The organism is Desulfobacter sp., from assembly GCA_028768525.1.
In the GTDB taxonomy this organism is placed as follows: domain Bacteria; phylum Desulfobacterota; class Desulfobacteria; order Desulfobacterales; family Desulfobacteraceae; genus Desulfobacter.
The window spans coordinates 426,977-450,470 of record CP054837.1; the positions used below are offsets into that span (position 1 = coordinate 426,977).

The following is a 23,494-nucleotide window of genomic DNA, read 5'->3' on the forward strand; positions in this document are numbered from 1 at the left end:
CGCCTCAATATAAAACAATGGCGGACGGCAGCCTAGCCCAGCAGCCGCCCCTTTCCTTCCAATAGGACCACCCGCGGCAGGGGCTTGATGAATTCCTGCCTCAGGCTCCAGGTGTAGGCCCCCTGGTTGGGAATCATCAGAATGTCCCCTTCATCAACCGCCTCTCCGTGGACGGCATAGCCCCATACGTCGTGGGGGGTGCACAGCGCACCCAGGACATGGCAGGCCCGCTCGGTGAGAGAGGGCCGGGTTAAATTCAATACCGGGAAATAATCGGTTTCGAACCGTTCCCAGCCCACGGCATTGGTGCCGGCGTCGGTGATCACCAGGTCCGGTGCCTTCTGGTCCACCACCCGGATCAGAAGATGCATGGCATCGTTGCAGATCCATCGCCCCGGTTCAAAGCAGATCCGGCAGGTTTTCACCGGAAATATCCACTCTTTCACCGCATGGCTGATTTCCCTGGCAAAGGTGTCTATGGATTCGGCCCGGTGGTAATGATGGACCAGTGGCTGGTCCGACACCAGCCACTCCCCCTGGGGCGGCCAGTAGCCGCCACCGATGTCCAGAAATTCCAGGGCCTCTATCATTCCGGGAGGTAGGGTCTTCAAGTTCTCTCCCATCAACCGGATAGCCGCCGCCTGCCGTTCCGGGTTCAGGTTCCATGAAGAGTGGAACTGCAGGCCACAGAAGGTAAGCCCGGCGCATCCATCTATCCGCCGGTACATTTCAGGCAGGTCGCCAGCCAATACGCCGAATTTCCGCCAGAGCCCCTGGGGAGTGACATTTACCCGAATACCCACCCTCAGGGGGGGGCTGCAGCCGGCCCCAAGGGATTGAAGGCGTGCCAACTCTCCGGCACTGTCCAGCAGCAGGGTGACCCGGTGCCGGTTTTCCACGGCCATGCGCAGTTCCTCTTCGGTCTTGCCCGGGCCGCTGAAAATAATATCCTTTGCCCCCAGTTCCAGGGCAACGGCCAATTCCATGCCGCTGGATACATCCAGGCCGAATCCCTGGGCAAGCAGGGCGCCGGAAATATAGGGCAGGTTATTGCTCTTCATGGCATAGTAGAACCCTGTTTCGGGCAGGTGCCGGGAAAAGGCGGCCCGGAACCGGTCTGCCTTTTCACGAAGCACAGCGGGTGCCACCAGGTAAAGGGGGGTGCCATACGCCTCTGCCATATCCATATACAGATCCCGGGAATTGAAAAAATCACGGGCAAGATTCTGAACCACGAGTTCAGGCAGAATTTCAGGCATATCGCTCATTGGTCCATCTCCACCTTCACCCGCAGGCTGATCAGTTTGCTTAAGGTTTCAGGGTAAGCGGGGTTGTCGGGTAGAAAGGTAATATGCCCCAGCACCCGGCTGTCATAATCATGGGGGGGCATGACCACCTTATGGCCCGGCTGTTTCGAGAGATATATCTCCCGGATCCTCTTGTCACCATTCAGGCCGCTCAGATCAATATTTTTCAGGGTGCCGCCCCGGTCGGCCAGGATTTTCATGGCCACCATGGGCGTGAACGCCAGGCTGCCGTTCAGTATCGGTATTTTCCCTTCTGCGGCCGCCACGGCCACATCCAGGGCAAGGCTGATGATATCCAGGTTGCCGGCCTGCTTGAGCAGGTGAGGCAGGCAGTCGCCCCCCGGCCTCGGGGTCATCTCAATGAGAACAGGCGCCCTGCTCTCTCCCCGGTCCCGGGCCAGGATAAAGTCCGCCATGCAGATCCCGCTGTGAATCCCCAGGGCGCCGGCAGCCCGGTACATGGTCTGCCTGAGCATATCCATATCCAAATGGGCGGCCGGGTTGGCCACCAGCACATAGCCGGCAGTGGTGCCGAAGGGCAGGTGCCGGGGTTTGATCTTTTTGGTGACCCGGATAATCCGGGCCGTGTCCGATCCCATGATAAAGTCACAGCTGTACTCCGGCCCGGGGATCATCTCCTCGGCCAGCATCAGATCGGGGCGGCCGGACCTGAACAGGGGATCGGCCGTTCGGGTCTTCAGCTCCTCCTGCACCACGGAGAATGCAACGGCCACCTCCTGGGGCTGCCGGCATTGGAACACCAGTTCACTGCCGCTGCCCGCAACGGGCTTGAGAACAATCCCGTGGGGGAGACCGGCCAGAAAGGACTGGGCGTCTTCCACCGCGTTGACAAGGGCCACGGCCGGGCAGTCCACCCCGGCCGCCTGCCAGATCTGCTTGGACAGGTATTTGTCCCTGGCATTGTCCACCGCCTTTCTGCCCGGGTAAACCAGCCCCAGGCCCCCGGCCAGCTCAGCCGTGAGCCACAGATGCTCGCAGTCGTAACAGGTGATGCCCGACAGCCTGATATGGTGCCGTTCCAGGTGGCGATCCAGTGCCGCCCGGACCACAGCCGGGTCATTGAGCGGCACCAGAATCTCTTCATGTTTTTCCGGGCGTTTCTCCGTGGCGGCATGGCGTACGGCAGGGTCGGTGATGAACAGGCACCTTCCCGGTGAGGCCTGCCGGATCCAGTCGATATAGTCGGCGGTGGTGCCCACCACCAATACCCGTTTATGCAACAGCTTTTTCATGAAATTCCCCGGCCGCAACGGCGCTGACGTCCATACGGCTCAATTGATACAGGGGACGCTGGGTAAGGCGGAACCGTGTTTTCCAGTTAAAGTCTCCGCACAGAAAATCCACGCTGTCAAACCGCTTTTCACAGGCCCGGGCCAGATGATGCAGGTTGATCACCTTGGCGATTCCGGTAAAATCTGGATGGGTGCCGCCGGCCAGCAGGGTATAGGTATTATTGCACACCGCCCCCATATCCACGGCGGCCACCCTGCCACCGGCCAGCACGGTGGTCACCCTCAGCATGCCGGCATCCCAAAGCAGCCGCCCCAGATACTCAAAGCCTTTGCGGAAGCGGATATCACTAAAGTAGGAGGCGTCTCCATAATTCTCAAGGTTCAATGCATACATGGATTGAAGATCTTCATATGCGTCAAAGCGGTAGGACAGCCCACAGGATTCGATCCTTCGCAGATCCGCAGCCAGTTTCCGGCGGGTTTTGCCGGGAAGGGCGGCCCAATAGGCCGGGTAGGAAAACCCGTATCGTCCCGGATAAAACAGGTAGCCGGTTTCATCTTCAGGCAGGTCCCGCCCGGCTCCCGCACCACCTGCCGGCAGCAGGTAACGCAGATGGACCCGGCCGGGAACGGCCGCCAGCATCTTATCCAGAACCTGGGGAGAGGCGGCAAAAATGCGGTTCTGTTCGATCCAGGTCTTCCCCTGCCAGGTTTCACCGGGAAAGGCGACGTACTGGCCGGTTTCTGCATTCCAGCACAGGGGCAGAAACCCAAGGATGGCCTCCCTTTCCTCGGCAACGACAAAGTGCAGGGGCCGTGAAAAGGCCGTGTGAAAGCACTCCCTGACTTCCCAGAAATCAAACAGCCCCTTTGCCGGCCAATTACGTTCCCAGGCCAGCCGGCAGCTTAACTGATCCTTTAACACACGGATTTTCATCACTAATGCCTGTAGGTCACGCTCAGGCAGGAGCGGGACCCGTTGAAATAATCCTGGGAAAAACGCCGGACCACTTCTGGATCATAGGGCTTGCAGCTGAACACATCCAGGTATGTGGCGTTGGTCAGATTGGCAAAATGAGCGGAAATCAGGGAAGTTTCAATCAGCTGAACCATTGAAAACCCTTCAACCTTTTCATCTTCTCCAAAATGGACCACCTGGGTCTCTCCGAACCGTTTCATCTCAATGAGGTCGCACAATTCCCTTACAAAGCATTTTATATATTCGGCATTTCTGATTTTTCCGGGATCGCAGTCATAAATATCAATGGCGGATGCAATTCCCCATGCTTCGGGAACGGTATTTAACCGGATGGCAGATGAGGTGTTCATTTTCTTTTTCTTCTCCTTCTTTAAAGGCAGGGCCGGGCTGCAAACCAGGGCAGCGACGGGCTACCATTCTTTTTTTAATGTATTTTTGTGTTTTCTTTTCTTGTCTTTTCTGCGGAGGCTTAAAGCGTCCATGACGTCTTCCCAGGAATAGTCCTCATCGTAGGAATCCCTGAATTTCATCAGATTACGGGTTTTCCGTGAGCAGTGTTTTCGGGTCATTTCATTCACCTTTGCTTGTTTTCCTGGTGTTGATTACCGTTTTCGGCAACGGAAAACCTAATAGCATGAGATGTGCCAGGAAACTTCAAAAATGATAAAATTTTTTTCGCATATATTATCAGACAGTTACAATAGCCAACCCTCCCAGCCCCAGTTTTCTTCAAATATTTCGGTATTATGTTGCCAAAAGCCCAATCAGATTTCAGTAAAATCTTACCGTTTATGTAAATTCCACTTAAATATCAAAATATTATAAGAAGGCGCTCCTGATTTCACTTTTTAATCCTATTGCATTTTTCCATCCGATGGGGCATAAGAGGACAAAAGATTAAAAAAAACGGTACATAATTACTGAAAAAGGAATCCCCATGCTTATCCGTATGGCATGTGCCCTCAGGGAAAAAAAACTCCGGGACCACCTTGAAACCCATCTGGAAAACGCCGATGTCCAGCTCAAGTTCAGCAGACGCTCAAAAGTATCCTGGCAGGAACTGGTCCGCTCCTGTGCGGATATTTTCCTGATCAGCAGACCCCTTATCCCAAAACCGGCAGATGCCAGTATGGCCATACTGAACCAGCTCCCGGAAAAACCGATTATTATCGTCCTGCACGACAGGGATTCCGCCGAGGAAATGGCCAACCTTACGGCGGCCGGCGCAGATGTGGTTCTTTACTCAGGCACCCCGGTTGTCAGCCTCATGGAGGCCATCGAAAGCACCCTGGAATCCCGGCGGCAGTTTTATTATGCAGACCGGTTCGACCCCCGGGGCCGTTTCCTGCCCCGGTTGAACGATTTCAAGTCCCAGAGCCGGCACATGCAGGTCTTTCTGGAAGAAACCCGCCATGTGGTATCCAGTGATGCGGGGATTCTGCTGCTTGGGGAAACCGGGGTGGGCAAGGAACATCTGTCTCGGGCCATTCACGCGGAAAGCGATCGTTCCTCGGGCCCCTTTGTGGCGGTGAACATGGCCGCGATCCCGGAGCAGCTCATGGAAAGCGAGCTGTTCGGACATGAACAGGGGGCGTTTACCGGGGCTGTCCGGTCCAGGCGCGGAGCCTTTGAAATGGCCCACGGGGGCACCCTTTTCCTGGATGAAATCGGGGAGATGCCCCTGCTGATGCAATCCAAACTGCTCAGGGTGCTCCAGGATCTCGAATTCACCCCGGTGGGCGGAGAAACCGCTGTCTGGGTGGATGTGAGGATCATTGCCGCCACCAACCGGGATCTTGAAAAGGAGATCGAACATGGAAATTTCCGGCGGGACCTGTATTACCGCCTGGGGGTGATCACATTGACCCTGCCCCCCCTGCGTAACCGCAAGGAGGATATTCCGGCCATGGCCAATCATTTTCTAAGGATGGTGGCCCAGAAAATAGGCAGGGAGGTGACCCGGATTTCAAAGGATGCCATGGCTGCCCTTTGCGGCTATTACTGGCCGGGAAATATCCGTGAATTGATGAATGTGATTGAACGGGCTGCCCTGCTCTGCCGGTCCCGGGAAATCACATTGGCGGATCTTCCCGGCACCTTCCTCCACACCGGACCGAGTACGTCTGAATTGCCGGACCTGGACCCCGCCACCTGGGAGGGAAAATCCCTGGCAGAAGTCAAGGCGGCTGTGGTCAGCCTGGTAGAGCGGCGCTACCTTGAAAAGGCCCTGGAACAATCCGGCGGCCGGGTCGGGGAAGCTGCCCGTATAGCCGGAATCCATCCCAGGGGACTGTACGGAAAGATGAAAAAACTGGGGCTGGACAAATCCGACTTCAAGCAGGACACGGCCTGATCCGGCAGGCCCGGGCCGGCCCTGGTGCCCTGGATGTCCAGGTTTGTCTCATCCGGGCAAGCGAGGCAACAAATTGAAACACAACCACCAACCCAAAGGACAAGACCATGCAAGTACCCCTTCACTACCAGGTATCAGAGTATGACTGTGTGCCCACAACACTGATCAATGCCATGAGCCTTCTTTTCCACCGGAGGGAAATCCCGCCCATGGTCATCCGCCATATTTTTCTCTACTGCCTTGACACCGTGGGGAAGGACTCCCGGTTCGGCGTCGGCGGCACCAGTAAATATGCGGTCCGCCTTGTGGGAAACTGGCTCAACGCCTATAAAATGAAACATTTCAGCGTGCATACGGAATTTATAGAGCAGGAAGCCGTGGATTTAAGCCTGGACGGCCGGGCCGTCGAGTGCCTGGACCAGAATGGGGTGGTGCTCTGCAATATGCTGTTAACCCCAAAGGAAGAGCATTACGTGCTGATCATGGCCATGGATGATGACTGGATTTACTGCTTTGACCCCTACCGCCGACAGGCCATCCGGGGGATGAAGGGAAGGGCAAAGATCCTGGCCGCGGATGAGGGCAGAAGCCCTAATCTCAAAATCAAGAGGGAATGGTTCCTATCCAGCGATCCCGGCCGCTTTTGCCTTGGGCCTGTTTCCTCACGGGAGGCCCTGCTGGTCTGGCGGACCTCCTGACCATGGATCAAAAAAAGGAAATAAATCTCCCGCCCAGGGCAAAATGAATCCCGCAGCCTCCCCTTGCCATCTGTGGCGTTTTGATATAATGAGAACCTTTTTTAAAATATGAACGACCTGCAGAAAAAGACGGAGTATCCCATGAGCAGCCCCGGAAAATTTCCGATTCACACCCTTGATAACGAATGCCACGACTGCTACAAATGCGTCCGGCAATGCCCGGTTAAGGCGATCCGGATCCGGAAGGGTCATGCATCCATCGTCCCCGCGCTGTGCATCGCCTGTGGTCACTGTGTCGAAGTCTGCCCCGCCAGGGTCAAGCGGGTGCGCAACGATATCGATTCGGTTCGGGAAATGATCCGGAACGGGGACAGGGTGTATGCCTCTCTGGCCCCGGCCTACCTGAGCGAGTTCCATGGGATGGATCCGGGCCGTTTGATTGCGGCCCTGAGGCGCCTGGGGTTTGCAGGTGTCTCGGAAGGGGCCCTCGGTGCTGAGGCCGTTTCCCATGCCACGGCCCTTCATCTTGCCGGCCGGAAGGATGGCCTTCATCTTTCCACCGCCTGCCCGGCCGCCGTGGAATATGTGGGGAAATACCTCCCCGACATGGCCAAAAAATTCGTCCCCATCGCTTCCCCTGCCATGGCCCATGCGGCGATTTTAAAGCAGAGGTTCGGACAGGAGGTCCGGGTGGTGTCCATCGGCCCCTGTACCGCCCGGAAAATCGAATCCGACCGCTACCCCTCAATGCTCGACGCCACCCTTTCCTTCAACGAACTGCGGGCGTGGTTCCTGGAAGAACACATCCGCTTATCACGGTTGGACCCCGGTGAAGAAGACGTGTTCGTACCCGACAGGGCCACCACGGGGTCCCTGTGCGCCCTTGAAGGCGGGATGATTCGAAGCCTTGAAACGATTCCCTCCCTGCGTTCAGCAACCCTGATCGGCATATCGAGCATCGAGTGCATTGATCACGGCCTAAGGGGACTCGACCTTGGCGCTATAAAGGGACCCGTATTCGTCGAACTCATGGCATGCAAGGGCGGATGCATCCACGGCCCCTGCATGAGCTTCAGGAATCCCGGGGTCATTGACCAGATGGCTGTCATGAATGCAGTGGACCGGTCAAAAAGCCCTGAAGAACGGATCCCCCCTTCTGCGCTAGCCTTTTCCCATAAAATCAAGCCGATCAAGGAAAAATCTGTGGATGAAGAGGCCATTCAACGGGCCCTGGCCAGTGTGGGAAAAAATAAGATTCATGAGGAACTCAACTGCAGCGGCTGCGGGTATGAAAGCTGCCGGACCTTTGCCATGGCGCTTCTGGACGGGCGGGCGGAAACCTCAATGTGCCTCTCCTTTCTCCACAAGAAGGCCCTGAACAAGGCCAATACCCTCATGCAGAAAATGCCCGCCGGCATCGTTCTCGTGAATGCCGGGATGAAAATCATTGAATGCAACCCTCTTTTCGCCACCATGCTGGGGGAGGAGGCCAGCCTGATTTATGAGGCCTGCCCAGGCCTTGGCGGAGCCGTCCTTAATAAAATGATTTCCTTTTCCCATCTCTTTGAAAAGGTCATCCATACCGGGAAGGAAATCCGGCGCAATGTCAGAAACGGTTCCGGCGGCTTCTGGAATGTCATCATCTTTTCCATCGAACCCGGTGAAGTGGCCTGCGGGGTGCTGATGGATGTCAGCCAGACAGAGCGCCGCCGGGAGGAGATCGCCCAAAAGGCCCGGGAGGTGATCCGTAAAAATCTCATCACGGTCCAGGAGGTGGCCTGCATGCTCGGGGAAAACATGGCCGACACGGAAATCCTTCTCCGCTCCCTTGCAGAGGATTTCAGTATCCCGGAGGTTTCCGACGGAAACGGGCAGGAGGAACTCTGATTGAAACACCAGGGCAGAAAACTATTTGCGGAAGTTGAATATGCAAGCCTGTGCAAACACGGGCAGAGTTGTTTTGGAGATGCCTACAGGTCCAAGCGGATCACGGAAAAAAAACGGCTGATCACCGTCCTGTCCGACGGCCTGGGCAGCGGGGTAAAGGCCAATATTCTTTCCACCATGACGGCCAGTATGGCGGTCAAGCTGGTTGCCAGCGACCATGATGTCCTGAAAAGCGCGGAACTCATCATGGACGCCCTGCCGGTCTGCAGGGTCAGGGAAATCGGCTACGCAACCTTCTCCATCGTGGATATGCTTCTGGCCAGCGGTACGGCAAGGATCGTCGAAATGGACAACCCCGCCTTTATCTTTATCAGGGGCAGCAATGTTCTGGACCTGCCCTTCGAAACCCTGGTCTCTCCCCGGTGGGACCGGCGAAAAATCCGCCTGTCCCATATCCACATCCAGCCCGAAGACAGGATTATTATCATGTCCGACGGCGTCACCCAGGCCGGAACCGGTACCAGGGAATATTCGGGGGGGTGGAAACGGGAGAGATGCGTTTCTTTCGTGCTTGAACAGATCCGCCGGGATCCCGCCCTGTCGGCAAGAAACCTTTCAAAACTCGTGGTAGAGGAGGCGCTGAAAAAAGAACCCGGCAGAAAGGCCGGCGACGATATCACCTGCGGGGTCATGTATTTCAGAAAACCCAGAAAAACCCTGATCCTGTCCGGCCCGCCCTTCGATCCCTCCAGGGACGGATCCGTGGCCTCCAAGGTGGACGCCTTCACTGGTGCCAGGGCCATATGCGGGGGCACCACGGCCGCAATCATCTCCCGTGAATTGGACCGTAAACTGACCCACCTTCCCAAGCAGGCCGGAGAGGAACTGCCCCCCATCTCCACCATGGAAGGAATTCAATTGGTGACCGAAGGGATATTGACCCTCAGCCGGGTGGCTAAAATCCTGAAACAAGATGTCCCTGTCACACGGGGCGGCGGAGCCAGGCGGCTGTCGGATCTACTGATCGGAAGTGACGTGATCCATTTTATCGTGGGAACCAGAATCAACGAGGCCCACCAGGATCCCCGGATGCCTGTGGAACTGGATATCCGCAGGAACGTGATCAAAAAAATTGCAAGAACCCTGGAAGAAAAATATCTCAAGAAAGTGACCGTTGAGTATGTCTGAGACCGGCCATTTCCAGCGCGGATCCTGTTTTCATTTCGCCCCGCTTTTTGACTGATCCGGATTGACAACCCCATCCAATATTGGTAATAAAACCTATTCATATTGATAGGTTATTCTTATCCAATTTCCAAATCCAGCAATTGTTCTCCCATCCATTCCAATGGTTTCATCATTTGAGTTTTGCTTTAAGGATGAGCGATGATAAGACCAATGAAATTTTGCCCACAAGGCTCCATGGGTGGTTATTTGTGCCCATGGAGCGAGATATAAAAAACTGCCCGGGATAATTATCCGTCAATCCGTTTAATGAAAGGAAAAATAAAATGATTATTTTTTCTATGGTGTCTTATCCGCCAGAACAAGCCAAGGAAGTGGCCAAAAGATTTTTGGAACTCCCTCAAGTACCCGATTATTTAACCAAACGGGGTCCTTATTTTTATTCAACCATGGAAGAAGGCATTGTTGGCCTGTCAATATATGAGCTTGATAAATCCAGAATTGCAGAAGGAAAGGAATTCATTGGCAATTATCTGGCCACCTATTTCGGCGTGCCGGGATTTAAGTATGAAATCAAAACCCTGCTCGATGCTGAAGAAGGGCTTAAAATGATAGGAATGGGATGATGCCGCACACCCATTGTACCGGTCAAAGATAAACCAACTAAAATCAGGTCAATACAATGGGTATTGACCTGATTTCTTTAACAGGGCGGATCCTTTGAATCCATATCACGGCACTAACCAGACCGTCAGTTTCCTGGACCCATAGATCACCTTTCTGGGGATACGGCCCAGATCAAAACTTTCGACCCGGGAAAGGCCCTTGCGCCCGAAAACCAGGGTGTCACAGCCGGTTTCGCGGGCCGCATCCACCAGGGCCCCGGCCCGGCTTTTGGCCCCCCGGACCACCCGTACTTCCACCTGGTCTTCCCGGACACCGGACTGCACCAGGATATCCGTGGCCCTCTGGACGGCTTTCTCCACAGCCTCAAAGGCCTGGTTTGCAATGCCGACAAAGGGATCTGGCACCTGTTCCTTAAGGTTGAAGGGGGGCATTCTCAGAACCGAACAGAGGACGACACGGCCCCCGGTTTCCCCCAGGATACGCCCGACAAAGCGGACGGCCCGCTCCGCGCCTTCGGACCCGTCAACGGCAATGCACAGCGCATGCTGAACCGGTTCAATGCCGGCCACGATCAAAGGAAGGCTGTCGGCCTTGTCCACCAGCTTGGCAGCCACCCCGCCCAGGGTGAGGCCCAGCAGGGAATTTTCACTTCCCCGCCTTCGGATAACCAGGGCCTCATACCCCTTTTTGCACTCGGCCAGGATATCCCTGGCAATCCCCTTTTTCCTGAATGCCAGGTTGATATGGACCCCGTCGGGATCATAGCCGGAACTGACCAGACGCATCCTGGCCCCCTCCATGAACCCTTCAATCATTTTTTTCTGCCCCATCTCCCAGGCCTTGACCCGGGAGACGGCACTGCCGCTGAAGGGATTTTTCTTAAGGTCGTAATAGGCCTCGGGAACGGGGGTGGAGATATTGAACAGCACAACCTGTTTCTTCATTAAGGGTTTAAACCGGCAGAGATAATCTATGGTTCTTTTGGCTCTCTCCGAACCGTCAAGGGTAACCAGTATTTTATTTTCGGTGGTCATTTGACCCTCCTTTCCGGGACGCCCTGGATACTGTTTTTAATCATCAGGGACATCCCTTCCTCATCAGGCATTTTAGCCATTAATATCAGGCCCCAGCCGCAGCACGGGGACAGGGCAGTGGCGGAAAATCTTTTCCATGGTGCTGCCCATGGCAAACCTTGCGGACCGGTTCCGCCCCCTGGGTCCCAGGACAAGGACATCGGCCTCAAGATTCTCGGCTGCCGCCATTATCCGCTCAAAGGGGATACCGGAATCCAGGGAGATGTCGAAACCGGGGAGATCACGAATCCCTGCGGTTTGCGCAAGTCCTTCCAGGTGGGAAAGCCGCCGGTCCTTTTCCCCGGGGAGGAATTCAGCCTCGGAGAAATTGTCCTCGGGGGTGTAATGGGTTTTAATCCAGTCCAGTTCCCTGCGGCTGATGCAGTTGAACACATGGAGCCGGGCACCGGCGGCACGGGCCAGCCAGCCGGCCTGGGACAGGATCTCTCCGGACCAGGGAGAGAAATCCACAGCCGCCAGAACAGTGCGGATCTCCCGGGATACCGGTTTTTCACTCCCCGTATACATCCGCCGGAATACGGTCCTGTCCCGGACACTGAGCAGGGGGACCCTGCAATGGCGGAACACCCGTTCCGCCGCACTGCCGAACATGAACCTGGAAAAATTGCTCCGTCCCTTGTTGGCCATGACCACAAGCCCCGGTTTCAGGTCGTCCACGGCGGCCAGTATCTGCTCGGCCGGGTATCCGGTATCAATGCGGATGTCCACCTCACCGGCAAATTCGGGAAAAAGCGTCCGGACAAGTGCATGGACTTCGGCTTCCTGGTATTCCCTAAGTTCGGTTACCTGTTCTTCGGTATCCACCCGGCCGGGGGAGATCATTCCGGCAATATATACGGGGTGGACATCCCGGTGGTGGACCACGGAACAAATGCTTGCTTTCAGCCCGGCCTGCCTTGCCAGTCCCAGGGCGTAGCCCAGGGTCATGGGTGAATAATCAGAGAGGTCGATGCAGGCCATGACGGTCTTTATCTCTTTCATGGGATCCTCCTTTGTTTGGCGTGTTTCATGCATTTTTCCATCTCAAAAAACAAATCCTGCTCCCGGATGACGCCGACGGGCGCCCCGCGGTCCGACACGATGAGGCGGCGCTGATGCTTCTCCACCATGGTCCAGGCGGCCTCCATGAGGCTGGCCCGGACATCAATGGACACGGGAACCGGGGACATCACCTCGCCGATGGTACGGGTCAGGATATCCCTGACGCCGGTGGTAAACATCCCCCGCCAGAACATGGGGGAATACTGGATGGCGTCCGCAGTGGCCGGTTTGGGCGAAGTCAGGTAGGCGGGCAGGATCAGGGCCAGGAGGTCGCGGATGGTCAGCATGCCCTGGACCTGGCCGAACTTGTCCATGACCAGTACCGACCGGTGGCCGGTTTCCATGATCCGGTTGGTGGCCATGAGGGTGACAAAGCTTGCCTTGAGCTCATGGACGGCCTCGGCCACAGTGTTATGTTCACCGATGGTGGTGTAGGCATGGAGGGGGATCATCACGGCAGAGACGACAACTTCCCCGCCGGGGCCGGCCTGGTGCCGACGCCGGCAGGCCTCCCGGATTTTATCGGAAAGCAGGTCGATGTCACAGGGCTTGGCCAGGTAGTCAAAGGCACCCAGGGCCTTTGCCTGTTCCGCGGAATCGCGATCTCCATGACCCGTCAGCATGATCACGGGAAGGTCCGGAGCCTTTTCACGGATTTTTCCCAGGACCTCGTGCCCGTCCATGCCGGGCATGCGGATATCCAGAATCACCACATCCGGGGAACGGTCCAGACGGTCGAGGGCCTCTTTGCCGTTCTCCGCCAGGATGGTGGTGAACCCTTTGCGTTCCAGAATCTTCCGGGTGGTTTCCCTGAACTGTTTTTCATCATCAACCATCAATACCTTAATGGGATCTGTCATTTTATATATGCTCCTCTTTATTTATGTATTATTCACAGCCGGCTTAGCCCATGACCGCAGACATGGCCGAATAGAGCAGGCACCACTGCAGGGGCAGGGAGAGGGCCAGCACAGCCAGGGCCTGTTTTCCGGTAAGATTGCAGCCGTGCTTGAATCCCGTATAGACCAGCCAGTATTTCCAGGGTTCGGTGAACCAGAGCATGAAGGGCAGCCAGGAGATCAGCAGGGTAACGCCCGAGGCATAGGCATAGAGCCCGAATACCAGGGAAAAGCACTGTTTCCTCCCGAACATCATCACCATGGCGCACCAGCCCAGCACCGAACCAATGACCACCATGCCTGCGGCATTGAGAAAATAGATCAGGGCCATCAGGGCGGCACTATGGGGTCCGGGGCCCGTGAGCAGGCCGGCGCCGGCGTAGAATCCGGCACCCAGCGCCGTGAAGCCCAGGGCCCGGCCCGTGGTATGTTCCAGCGGCAGGGCCGAAAAAAACAATGCCGGTTCGATCAGCAGCTGGATCAGGCTGTGGCCGTAGAATTTCAATGCCGTTGCACTCCTGTACATCTCATCCTCCTTTATTCATCCCTCCGGCTGAAGGGGTTAAACCAGCCGGGTTACAACCCCGGCACCGAGCATGGCCAAGGTCATGAAGAACAGGATCCGGCGCTCGGTTCTCTTTGAAAAATAGATCCGCCCTCCTGACGTTATTACTTTTATTTTCAATGCATTGGGTTTCATATAATCTCCTTTCACAGCAGCATCAGAATCCGGGTAGGCCGCCAAATCCCCTGAAAGTCCAGTAGACCCCGGTGATCAGAAGCAGCACCACATTGGCGAAAAAAAACAAAGGGATACCGGCCCTGAGGTAGTCCTTCGGCTCCAGGTAACCGCTGGCGTATACAATGGCATTGGGGGGCGTACCGATGATCAGGCAATAGGCAAAGGATGATGAAATAGCCGTTGCCATGGCCATGAAGGGCAGATAGCTGCTGCCCGGATGGACCATGCCGGCCATGTTCAGGGTGATGGGCCCCACGGAAGCTGCGGCCGGGCCATCGGCCATGAGGTTGGTCAACAAGGCGGTAAGCCCGTTACTCACGGCCAGGAGGGGAAGTCCCGATTCCATGCCGAAATTTGAAAGGAACTCAATGGCCGACCGGGCCAGCCAGTAGGCGGCCCCGGTATTGTCCAGGGTCCGGCCGAAGATGATGGCGCCGGCATAGAGCCAGACCACCCCCCAGTCCACCTTGTCCTGGTAGTCCCGCCAGTTGACAACGCCTGCCATGATATAGGCCACGGCACCGGCCACGGCAATGACGCCGATCCCCAGGCGCACAGGGTATATGCCCAGGTTGTAAAAGGCTTTTTCCGTGAACCAGCCGAACACCATGACCAGAAAGATGACCAGGGCCCAGATCTGTTTTTTGTTCCACCCCCCCATTCTGTCGATCTCCGAACGGAGGTGGTCCATGGCCGGGGCCAGGGAGACGGTTTTGGGCCGGAACCGCAGGTTGATGATGAACCAGGAGACCGGAATCATGATAACCAGGAAGGGGAAGCAATAGGTGACCCACTGGAAATACCCGATGTCCACCCCGAACATATCCGTAAGATAGGTCATCATGATCACGTTTCTTGCCCCGCCGGAGGGGGCGCCGGGTCCCCCGATGTTGCAGGCCATGGCAATGGAGATCATGAGCAGTTTGGCCAGTTCCTTATCCTCCGGCACCTCATCGGTGAGGCTGTTCTGGTAAAGGAGCATGCCGATGGGCAGAAACATGGCAGCCAGGGCATGGTCGGAAATAAAAGCGGCAAGGGGGGTGATGATGAGAAAAAAGATCAGGGTGATCCATTTGGCATTGGGGACGGCCAGCTTTTTGAACATCATCATGCAGACCCGTTTGTCCACCCCGGTCTTAACAAAGGCCGCCGCAAACATGAGGCTGCCCATGATGAACCAGCAGGCATCGGACCAGTAGAGCATGGCCACCTGCTGGCGGGTTACCACCCCTGTGAACACCAGGATCAGCCCCATGCAGAAGGCCACCGCCGGCAGAGGGATGCATTCGGTTAAAAAACAGAGGACCACAAAGATGCCCATGGCAACGGAGACTTTTATATGCCAGGCCCCCTTGTCTGCGGCAGCCTTGTCCTTGCCCGTCAGCGCCTCATACTTAAGCCCGTCTTTTCTCATGTCCAGGGCTTTTTTCATCAGTGCGAGGAAATCCTCGTCATTGACCTGGCTGCTGATAAAGCCTTGGGCCCTCTCCAGGTTGGCCGGGTCCACAGGAATCTTGTATTTGTCACACCATTTTTTATTCCGCTTGAGAAACCGTTCCCGGCTGAGGGCACCGATTCTCATGTTCTGCTCCATAACCCGGGCGCAGAGCAGCTGCCATTGTTCCGCCTTGGCGCTTTCAACGGAAAAAAGCTGCTGGGTAATATAGGCGGTCACTTTCCGGGGACCGATCTTATACTCCATGCCAACATCCTTCATGCCGTAGGGGGTGGGCATGAGCATCACAATGATCAACAGGGCCAGAGGGATGATAAACACCTTCCAGTCAATGTATTTGTCATACCCTGTGACTTTCTTTTCCTTTTTCATTCAATTGTCTCCTTATCTTTCTTTGATTCCTGTCCCGGGCTTATGCCTCACCGTCTTTGAGGATCTGTCTGGGGGATTTCATATATAATCTGGCCTGGGCCGACCGGATCTTTTCTTCCTGGCGCACCCGTTTATCAAACGCCTGTTCCGCCTTTTCAATGATCTGGTCGATATCGGCGGGTTTCATCAGATAGTCCCATGCCCCGGACTTGAGCCCGTCAATGGCCGAGTCCACGGTGGCGTGGCCGGTGAGCATGATCACCTCGGCCAGGGGCCACCGTTCCTTGATCACCCTCAGGGTCTCGTTGCCGTCCATGCCCGGCATCTTTACATCCAGGATCACCACCTGGACACTATGGGTATCCATGATTCTCAGGGCCGCTTCTCCGCTTTCGGCGGTAAAGGTGTCATACCCCCTGCGCTCAATAAGCTTTTTGGTGGTTTCAAGGTAGCGGGGTTCGTCGTCAACCAGTAAAATTTTCATTTTCTCCACGTCTTATCCTCCTCTATGGTGAATTATCTTTTATTTTGCGGGCAGACGGACGGCAAACACCGTTCCCTGACCCGGGCGGCTGTCCACATCCATGGTGCCGCCGAAACTCTCAATGATCCCAAAACAGACCGAAAGCCCCAGGCCGGTGCCCCGGCCCACTGCCTTTGTGGTAAAAAACGGGGTAAAGATCTTGTTCATATGGTCCGGGCGGATGCCGCAGCCATTGTCCTGAACCCGGATCTCCACCAGGGCCCTGTTCTTTTCCCGGATCTGTCCGGCCAGGATCTCCACCCTCCCCCCCCGGGCCCCATGGTGCTTGGCCACGGCATCCAGGGCGTTGTTGATGAGGTTGAGCATGACCTGCTGGAACCGGGAATGATCCCCCATGAACATGGGGGTGTCTTCGTCAATGCGGGTGGTAAGATCTATGCCGCCGGACCGTGCCGTATTCTCCACCAGTCCCAGGATCTCCGGAATCAGGGATTTGGGGTCCAGGGCCGTCTGCCTGGTGTCGTTCTTCCGGCCGAATTTCAAAACGGCGGAAGTAATCTTGTTGCACCGTTCCACCTGAGTGTGGATCTGGTCCAGTCCTTCGTTGATTTCTGAAAAAGACGTTGAACCGGCGGGGGAGCGGTCCGGGCCGCCATCGGCAGTCTCAGCCTCTCCAACAAGGATCTTCAGCAGGGCGTATTCGCTTTTTATGATCTGCAGGGGATTGTTGATTTCATGGGCGAAGCCGGCAGCCATTTCCCCGATTTCCGCCAGCTGCACCGCCCGGATAAGCTGACTGCCCAACGCTTCCTTTTCCGTATCCAAAAGCTCAATGCGCCGGACAATCCGTTCCGATATGAATACGGCCGTCACCACCAGGGCGGCCAGGCCGCAGACGGTAACGATGAGACAGATCACCGCTGCCGAATACAGGGCCCCGTAAGCATCCTGCTTTTCCTGGCGGACCACCAGGTACCAGGATTTGTCCGAAAGCCCGGTAACGGCATAGAGAAAAGGCTGATCCTCCGGAGAGAACCAGGTGGCCTTGTTGCCGAATTTAATCTTATTTTCAAACCAGTCAAAGGCGGGATCCGGGTCCAACACGGCAAGGTTCCCGGACCTGCGGGCGGTCTGGGCCAATCCCTCGTAATTAAGGATATAGGCTTCCCCTGTGGTTCCCATGCGCACCCCTGAAACCAGGGTGTCGAAGAACAGGGTATCAATGGTGGCCCGCAACACCCAGGTCCGCCCTTTGTCAATCCGCCGCACGGCCACCACAAAATGGGGAACATTCCTGTATCCCAGAAACACGTCGCTGATATAATAGCCGCCGGACATGGTTTTTTGAAACCACTCCTCCCCGGCATAGGATTTGCCGGCCAGGGCCCAGGCCCCTGCATATCTCAGGTGATTGCCCCGGTGGTCAAACAGCCCCAGATCCACAAAAGCGGGGGACCGTTCTTCAAGCTCCCGGTATACGGCGGTGACGGCCCTGTCGGAATCCATGTCATCAAAGGCATAGATTCTGGCCACCAGTTCAAGATCGGCCTTCCGGTTCATAAGAAAGCTTTCGATCATCCGGCGGTGGTCTGTGAGTATCCGTTCCAGGCGGGCCCGTGTGGCATCCTCCAGGGTGGAAGAAAAAAAATAGAAAGAGAGGCCCGTGACAATAATAAAAGGAATCATGGGCAGAAAAATCATGTTGATCAGAATTCCCCGTTTCAGCCGCTGCCTGCTCTGTTTTAATCTATTTGAATGATTGTCCATGGGTGCTCCTTCAAGGGGGTTGTCATAATCTGACCAGATTGTGTCTGACCACGCATAATCTGACTAGGGATAGAGCAACTATGGTGCCGGCCGGCCGAATGCAAAGAAAACAAACTCAACATACTGAAAACATATGAAAAACGAACCCGCTAAAAATTAAACAGCCAGAAAAGGAACCCTGTTCCCTGTCGGTTTCCTTTCCAGGCTGTAAAGGGGAAGAGCAGATGCGCCAGAAACTTTTTCAATCCTCCATGGTGAAGTAATAGGATTCGTGCTATGGATGATAATGAACGGTTGTTGCGCTGAAATGATAACCGGTATCTGGCTGTTCAGGATCATTTTTCAATAAAAAAACAGGTGCGGGAGGAACCATGAAAGATAGCGTGATTCAGACGGTCTTGTTTTACCTGGGGCTGGTCCTGGCTTTTTTTTGTGTATGGGCTGCATATTACCAGTGTTTGTCCTATTTCCCGGCGTCCAATCCGGAACTCTCAGGCAGTATGATCGCAGCGCCCCCGGTTATAGACTCAACGGCCCAACATAATTAAACATTCCTGATAATTATAGCAATGCCGGCTGCCGCGTAGGGCAAAAAGCAAAGCCGGACATCTTGCCTGTCTTCATACGTAACACCTGTCACAAATGCGGTTAGCCATTGGAAAACCACCGGCCCGACAAGGCCCGGTGAAATTGCGACAATGAATATCGTCACAGATATAGACAAAAGCGGACACCCGCCCCCACCCCTTTCCAATCATTTTTATCTATAATTACAAATACTTTAATACAACCTGACAAGTCTGGCACAGTATATGAAATATCTTCATTTTGAAAAGGCTTGAGCAAATAAAAAATATACCCTTAAGCCTAACCCAATTCATAGGAGGTATTTCAAATGGCCAAGACATTGAAGGCAGTTCTGGATGAAGCGGGAATCCCCATGGATTTCCAGGCAGGCGGACAGGCGCCGGAAGAATTAACCGACCGCGAAATCAAACGCGATCCCCACCCCCGTGTGCAAAAGCTCAAAAGCATATTTATGGAAACCCTTTCATCGGCAAGCAACGAGTTTCCCTATTGGTATACCCGTGAGTACATGCTTCACGACAATGACGTTCCTGTAATCAGGCGGGCAAGGGCCCTGAAGTCCGCTTTTTCCCATACAACCCCGGTAATTTTTCCAGGAGAGTTGCTGACCATGCGAAAGGCCCCTTATTTCAGGGGCTCCTTTCCCATGCCCTGGCTTTCCGAGGGGTTTTACATGGCCAAGGAGGACGAATTCTACAAGGAGGCCCTGAAACGGGGCTCGGCCTCTGTTGACGAACATTCCAAATTCGGCCAGGGCGGCGGCAACGTCCCCAAAAGCTTTGGCAAGGTGGTATCCATCGCCGGCAAGTTCGGCATGCGCCAGGAAGAGATTCCCGCCCTGCTCAAGCTGGCCAGGCTATGGTACGGCAAGTCCGTGGACGACCTTGGCAACCGGTACGAAAAGATGGTGCCCGGATACGACACCAAGGAACGGATCATGCGCAACATCGTGTGCATGTTTGATTCCGGGTTCACCCTGCCCCAGGGGCGGGAGGTCATCAATTATTATTATCCCCTGGAGTACGGGTTCGACGGCATCATTAAAATGGCCGAAGACCTTAAGGACAAGGTTGCCGGCAGGGCCGACGGCGACGGGATGGTGGGCATGAACCGGCTGTACAACTATGAGGCCGTTATCCTGGTGATCGAAGGCATCCAAAACTGGGTGCTCAACTATGCAAAGGAAGCCAGGCGGCTGGAAGCACTGGAAGTTGACGCCCAGCAGAAACAAGAGTACGAAGAGATGGCTGAACGACTGGAATGGATTGCCCACAATCCCCCCAGGACGTTTATCGAAGCCTTCCAGATGATCGAAACCATCCACCTGGGCGTGCTCAACGAAGACGCCATCTCAGGCATGAGCCCGGGCAGGATCGGCCAGGTTCTCTACCCCTATTTCGAGCAGGATATCGACGCCGGCCGGATTACCGAGGACCAGGTTCTCGAACTCCTCGAGCTGGACCGGATCGTCAAGACATCCATTGACTGTTTTGCCTCCATCGGGGTGGTGGGCGGCGTCCTTTCGGGCAACACCTTTAATACGGTCTCCATCGGCGGCGTGGACAAAGAGGGAAAATCTGCGGCCAACCGCCTGGAATACCTGATCCTTGAAGCCGGGGCCACCAATGCCATGCCCCAGTCCACCCTCTCACTGCTCTACGATGAGAAACTGCCCGAGGATTTTCTCATGCTGGCCATGGAAGTCATCAAGACCGGGGCCGGATATCCCGCCTTTATGAGCAACCCTGTGGCCCAGGAATTTTTGAAAACCCAGTATGGGCACGAAGGGATGGATGTTGAGGATGCCAGGGCATGGGCCATCGGCGGATGCCTTGAAACCTCGGCCTGCACCTGGAAACCCCTCCATCTCAACGGCAAGGAATACTGGATCCCCGGCGGGGCAGGCCAGCCCACCAGCGTCGGCGTCCATTTTGTCTCCATGCCCAAAATCCTTGAACTGACCCTGTTCAACGGGGTGGACCAGAAAACCGGTGAAAAGGTATTTGAGCCCCATAACAAGCCCCTAACCACCTATGAGGAGCTGTGGGAGCAGTATAAGGCCTACTGGAAGGAAGCCGTGGATATCCTGGCCCTGACCAACAATGTCCAGCACGATATCTGGAGAAAAAACAACATGGCTGTGTTCAACTCCCTGCTCAAACCGGACTGCCTGGACAAGGGCCACCTGATCAATGAGCTGGGATACCGGTACAACGCCACCTTCAACGTGGAAAGCGCCGGCACCATCACCATGGTCAACTCCCTGGCCGCCTTGAAAAAACTGGTCTACGACGACGGGTTTGTCTCCCTGGAGGAGATGAAACAGGCCCTCAAGGAGAATTTCGGGTTCAAGACCGCCCAGGAGGTCAACAGTTTCTCCATTGCCGACCAGGAGAAACAGGAAGACGGGTCCTCCAAGTGGGACAAGCTCCACTTCAAGGCCCTCCAGGCCCCCAAATACGGGAACGACGATCCCTATGCGGATAATATCCTCCTGGAATGGGAAAACTTTTTCTGTCCAGACTGCAGGAACTATGAATCCCTGCACGGTCATCCCATGTATGCCTGCCAGATCTCCGTGTCAACCCACGGCGCCATGGGGTCGGCCAGCATCGCCTCTCCCGACGGGCGGCTTGCCGGCACCACCTTTGCCGATGCCTCCATGTCCGCCTACCCCGGCACCGACAGAAACGGCCCCTTTGCCCTGCTTAATTCAGCGGCCATCTGGGACCACTCCATGTCCCAAAACTCCCAGCTGAACATCAAGATCCACCCCACGGCCATCCGGGGCAAAGAAGGCGCCAAAAAGCTGCTCGATCTGACCCGGGCCTATATGCGCAAGGGCGGATTCCATGTCCAGTACAATGTAGTGGATTCCAAGGTGCTCAAGGACGCCCAGGCCAATCCTGAAAATTACAGGGATCTCATGGTCCGGGTGGCCGGCTTTACCCAGTACTGGGTGGAAATCGGAAAGAGTGTCCAGGACGAACTGATCGCCAGAACCGAATATGAAGGCGTCTAAGCCAACCACGCCTTAACCTGAAAGGAGCATAGATAAAATGGAAAAGCTTAAATACAAAGATACCCGCAACTTCGCCCCCATCGATGTGACCCGTGGCGTTGACCTGGTCACCAAGCAGATTGTCATGGCTGATGCCGACGCGCCCGACGACGCCGTCATCATGCCCAAGTGCAAATTCTGCGCAAACTTCAATGAGACCGACGCCTTCATGGGCATCTGCACGGCCTCAATGAACGATCCTGATTTTTTTGCCTATCCCGACATGGTGGCTGTCACCTGTGAAATGTTTGAAGCTCTGTAGTTCTTCTTTGTCCTGACAGGTGCGGGACACCCGGGGTGTCCCGCACTTTTATAAAAGGAGGTAGACACATGGATACGAATAAAGCGAAACGCTATGGTTGGTCGGTGGTTGCCGCCTCTTGGCTGGCGGTATTCTGCCTTTTCGGATACCGGGCCACCTTTGCCATCCTCAAAGGGCCCATGAGCACGGATCTGGGCTGGTCCCAGGCCCAGGTCACCCTGGGCTATTCCCTGATGATGGTCTTTTATGCGGTAACGGCATTTTTCAGCGGAATGATCCTGGATAAATGGGGAACCAAACCCGTGTACGCCATTGCCGCCGTCCTGGGGGCACTGGGATTCTATACCACCAGCATGATTTCCAGCCATCTGGCCTATCTGCTCACCTTTGGGCTCATCGCCGGGGTGGCCACGGGCATGCTCTGGGTGACCTCAACGGTATCGGTGCGCAAATGGTATGTGGGCAAATCCTATGCCACCATGTGGGGGATCGCCTTTGCAGGCGCCCCCATGGCCCAGTTTATACTGGCCTATATTACACGGTCCGCCCTCCAGTCGGGCGGTGCAGATGCCTGGCGGGGTGCCATGCAGATTCTTTCGGTGATTATCCTTGTGGCCCTGGCGGCCGCAGTGGCCCTGGCCAAAAGATCCCCTGAAGCCTATGAGATGGCCCCCTTCGGGGAAATGCCTGCCCCCGGCGGCGGACCTGATACCCAGGAGTATGTCTGGGAAGTCAAGGAGGCCTTCTCCAAATACGCGATCTGGGCCGCCATTTTCACCTTTCTGACCAGTATGATGGGCGAATTTCTCATCTGGACCCAGGTGGTCTCCTACTGGACGGCGGACCTGGGCTGGACCCGGGATACGGCCGTGGGCATCTATGCCGTCATCGGTGTAATCGGCATCTTCAGCATGCCGCTGATGGGTGTCGTGGCGGATAAGGTGGTCCAAAAAACGGGGAACGAGGCCAGGGGTCGGAAGATCATGCTCATCATCGGGCCGTTAACCGGTGTCATTGCCTGTCTTCTGCTTCTCATGAGTACCAGGACAGCCCTATGGGCCTATGCCGCCTGCTTTGTCTTCGCCGTCTACTGGGCCATTGTACCCGGCGGAGTGGTGGGGTACACCGGCGCCATCTACGGCAGGAAAACCCTGGGCAAAATCTGGGGCCTGGCCACCCTCATCGTCATGGGCATCGGACCCTTTACCGGTTCCTTCATCGGGGGCTGGCTCAAGGACATATCCGGTTCCTACACCTATTCCATCTATTTCGCCCTGGGGTCCTTTGCCGTTTCCATTTTTCTGGCAATGACCCTGCCCCTTGCAGCGACAACGCCTGAACATGAAACCACAGGGCACCGCCCCAGGCGCAGACGTGCATTTACCGGATAGCAACCGGTTGAATCTTCCTTCCGGCCTGGCTGGGGCAAGCCCTTCCCA

At 55.6% G+C, this 23,494-nt stretch carries 21 protein-coding genes; 8 read left to right on the forward strand and 13 right to left on the reverse strand.

Annotation, left to right across the window (positions count from 1 at the left end; genetic code table 11):
• Positions 1-32 precede the first annotated feature (32 nt).
• From HUN04_01770 to HUN04_01790, 5 genes are read right to left on the reverse strand one after another with little or no spacing between them, the layout of a single operon-like run.
• A complete protein-coding gene (locus tag HUN04_01770) occupies positions 33-1,268 on the reverse strand; it encodes an alanine racemase (GenBank protein ID WDP88534.1) in 1,236 nt (411 codons plus the stop codon).
• The gene (locus HUN04_01775; protein WDP88535.1) at positions 1,265-2,560 is read right to left on the reverse strand and encodes an ATP-grasp domain-containing protein; all 1,296 of its coding nucleotides are present in this window, start codon (positions 2,558-2,560) and stop codon (positions 1,265-1,267) included. The genes HUN04_01770 and HUN04_01775 overlap by 4 nt, the downstream gene beginning before the upstream one ends.
• Positions 2,541-3,497, reverse strand: coding sequence for a GNAT family N-acetyltransferase (locus tag HUN04_01780; GenBank protein WDP88536.1), 957 nt, complete (start codon positions 3,495-3,497; stop codon positions 2,541-2,543). The genes HUN04_01775 and HUN04_01780 overlap by 20 nt, the downstream gene beginning before the upstream one ends.
• A 2-nt stretch (positions 3,498-3,499) precedes the next feature.
• Positions 3,500-3,889, reverse strand: coding sequence for an S-adenosylmethionine decarboxylase (locus HUN04_01785; GenBank protein ID WDP88537.1), 390 nt, complete (start codon positions 3,887-3,889; stop codon positions 3,500-3,502).
• A 60-nt stretch (positions 3,890-3,949) separates the two neighbouring features.
• The gene (locus HUN04_01790; GenBank protein WDP88538.1) at positions 3,950-4,108 is read right to left on the reverse strand and encodes a hypothetical protein; all 159 of its coding nucleotides are present in this window, start codon (positions 4,106-4,108) and stop codon (positions 3,950-3,952) included.
• Positions 4,109-4,476: 368 nt separating this feature from the next.
• On the opposite strand from HUN04_01790, the gene HUN04_01795 reads away from it, so the two are divergent.
• The 5 genes from HUN04_01795 to HUN04_01815 all read left to right on the forward strand — a co-directional run bounded on the left by HUN04_01795 (position 4,477) and on the right by HUN04_01815 (position 10,288).
• Positions 4,477-5,892, forward strand: coding sequence for a sigma-54-dependent Fis family transcriptional regulator (locus HUN04_01795; protein ID WDP88539.1), 1,416 nt, complete (start codon positions 4,477-4,479; stop codon positions 5,890-5,892).
• 107 nt (positions 5,893-5,999) lie between these two features.
• Complete coding sequence (locus HUN04_01800; protein WDP88540.1) at positions 6,000-6,590, forward strand: hypothetical protein; 591 nt, start codon at positions 6,000-6,002, stop codon at positions 6,588-6,590.
• Between the two features lie 141 nt (positions 6,591-6,731).
• On the forward strand, positions 6,732-8,477 hold the full coding sequence (locus tag HUN04_01805; protein ID WDP88541.1) for a 4Fe-4S dicluster domain-containing protein: 1,746 nt from the start codon (positions 6,732-6,734) through the stop codon (positions 8,475-8,477).
• Positions 8,478-9,665: a SpoIIE family protein phosphatase gene (locus tag HUN04_01810; GenBank protein ID WDP88542.1), complete on the forward strand. Its 1,188-nt coding sequence runs from the start codon at positions 8,478-8,480 to the stop codon at positions 9,663-9,665. It abuts the gene before it with no gap.
• 323 nt (positions 9,666-9,988) lie between these two features.
• Positions 9,989-10,288: a hypothetical protein gene (locus tag HUN04_01815; protein ID WDP88543.1), complete on the forward strand. Its 300-nt coding sequence runs from the start codon at positions 9,989-9,991 to the stop codon at positions 10,286-10,288.
• Between the two features lie 105 nt (positions 10,289-10,393).
• On the opposite strand, the gene HUN04_01820 is transcribed toward HUN04_01815, so the two are convergent.
• The 8 genes from HUN04_01820 to HUN04_01855 all read right to left on the reverse strand — a co-directional run bounded on the left by HUN04_01820 (position 10,394) and on the right by HUN04_01855 (position 18,144).
• Positions 10,394-11,323 carry a universal stress protein gene (locus HUN04_01820; protein ID WDP88544.1) on the reverse strand — a complete coding sequence of 310 codons (930 nt, stop codon included), beginning with the start codon at positions 11,321-11,323 and terminating at the stop codon, positions 10,394-10,396.
• Between the two features lie 72 nt (positions 11,324-11,395).
• A complete protein-coding gene (locus tag HUN04_01825; protein ID WDP88545.1) occupies positions 11,396-12,364 on the reverse strand; it encodes a universal stress protein in 969 nt (322 codons plus the stop codon).
• Positions 12,361-13,284, reverse strand: coding sequence for a response regulator (locus tag HUN04_01830; GenBank protein WDP88546.1), 924 nt, complete (start codon positions 13,282-13,284; stop codon positions 12,361-12,363). The genes HUN04_01825 and HUN04_01830 overlap by 4 nt, the downstream gene beginning before the upstream one ends.
• A gap of 43 nt (positions 13,285-13,327) precedes the next feature.
• Positions 13,328-13,849 carry a hypothetical protein gene (locus tag HUN04_01835; protein ID WDP88547.1) on the reverse strand — a complete coding sequence of 174 codons (522 nt, stop codon included), beginning with the start codon at positions 13,847-13,849 and terminating at the stop codon, positions 13,328-13,330.
• Between the two features lie 36 nt (positions 13,850-13,885).
• A complete protein-coding gene (locus HUN04_01840; protein WDP88548.1) occupies positions 13,886-14,023 on the reverse strand; it encodes a hypothetical protein in 138 nt (45 codons plus the stop codon).
• A 22-nt stretch (positions 14,024-14,045) separates the two neighbouring features.
• Positions 14,046-15,893: a DASS family sodium-coupled anion symporter gene (locus HUN04_01845; protein WDP88549.1), complete on the reverse strand. Its 1,848-nt coding sequence runs from the start codon at positions 15,891-15,893 to the stop codon at positions 14,046-14,048.
• Positions 15,894-15,933: 40 nt separating this feature from the next.
• Positions 15,934-16,386, reverse strand: coding sequence for a response regulator (locus HUN04_01850; protein WDP88550.1), 453 nt, complete (start codon positions 16,384-16,386; stop codon positions 15,934-15,936).
• 30 nt (positions 16,387-16,416) lie between these two features.
• Positions 16,417-18,144 (reverse strand): two-component sensor histidine kinase, encoded by a 1,728-nt coding sequence (locus HUN04_01855; protein ID WDP88551.1) that lies wholly within the window; start codon positions 18,142-18,144, stop codon positions 16,417-16,419.
• An 895-nt stretch (positions 18,145-19,039) separates the two neighbouring features.
• Here HUN04_01855 and hpdB point away from each other — a divergent pair.
• The 3 genes from hpdB to HUN04_01870 all read left to right on the forward strand — a co-directional run bounded on the left by hpdB (position 19,040) and on the right by HUN04_01870 (position 23,446).
• Positions 19,040-21,754, forward strand: a complete 2,715-nt coding sequence (hpdB, locus tag HUN04_01860) for a 4-hydroxyphenylacetate decarboxylase large subunit (GenBank protein WDP88552.1) — start codon at positions 19,040-19,042, stop codon at positions 21,752-21,754.
• A gap of 37 nt (positions 21,755-21,791) precedes the next feature.
• A complete protein-coding gene (hpdC, locus tag HUN04_01865; protein WDP88553.1) occupies positions 21,792-22,055 on the forward strand; it encodes a 4-hydroxyphenylacetate decarboxylase small subunit in 264 nt (87 codons plus the stop codon).
• Positions 22,056-22,123: 68 nt separating this feature from the next.
• The gene (locus tag HUN04_01870; GenBank protein ID WDP88554.1) at positions 22,124-23,446 is read left to right on the forward strand and encodes an MFS transporter; all 1,323 of its coding nucleotides are present in this window, start codon (positions 22,124-22,126) and stop codon (positions 23,444-23,446) included.
• Positions 23,447-23,494: the final 48 nt, after the last annotated feature.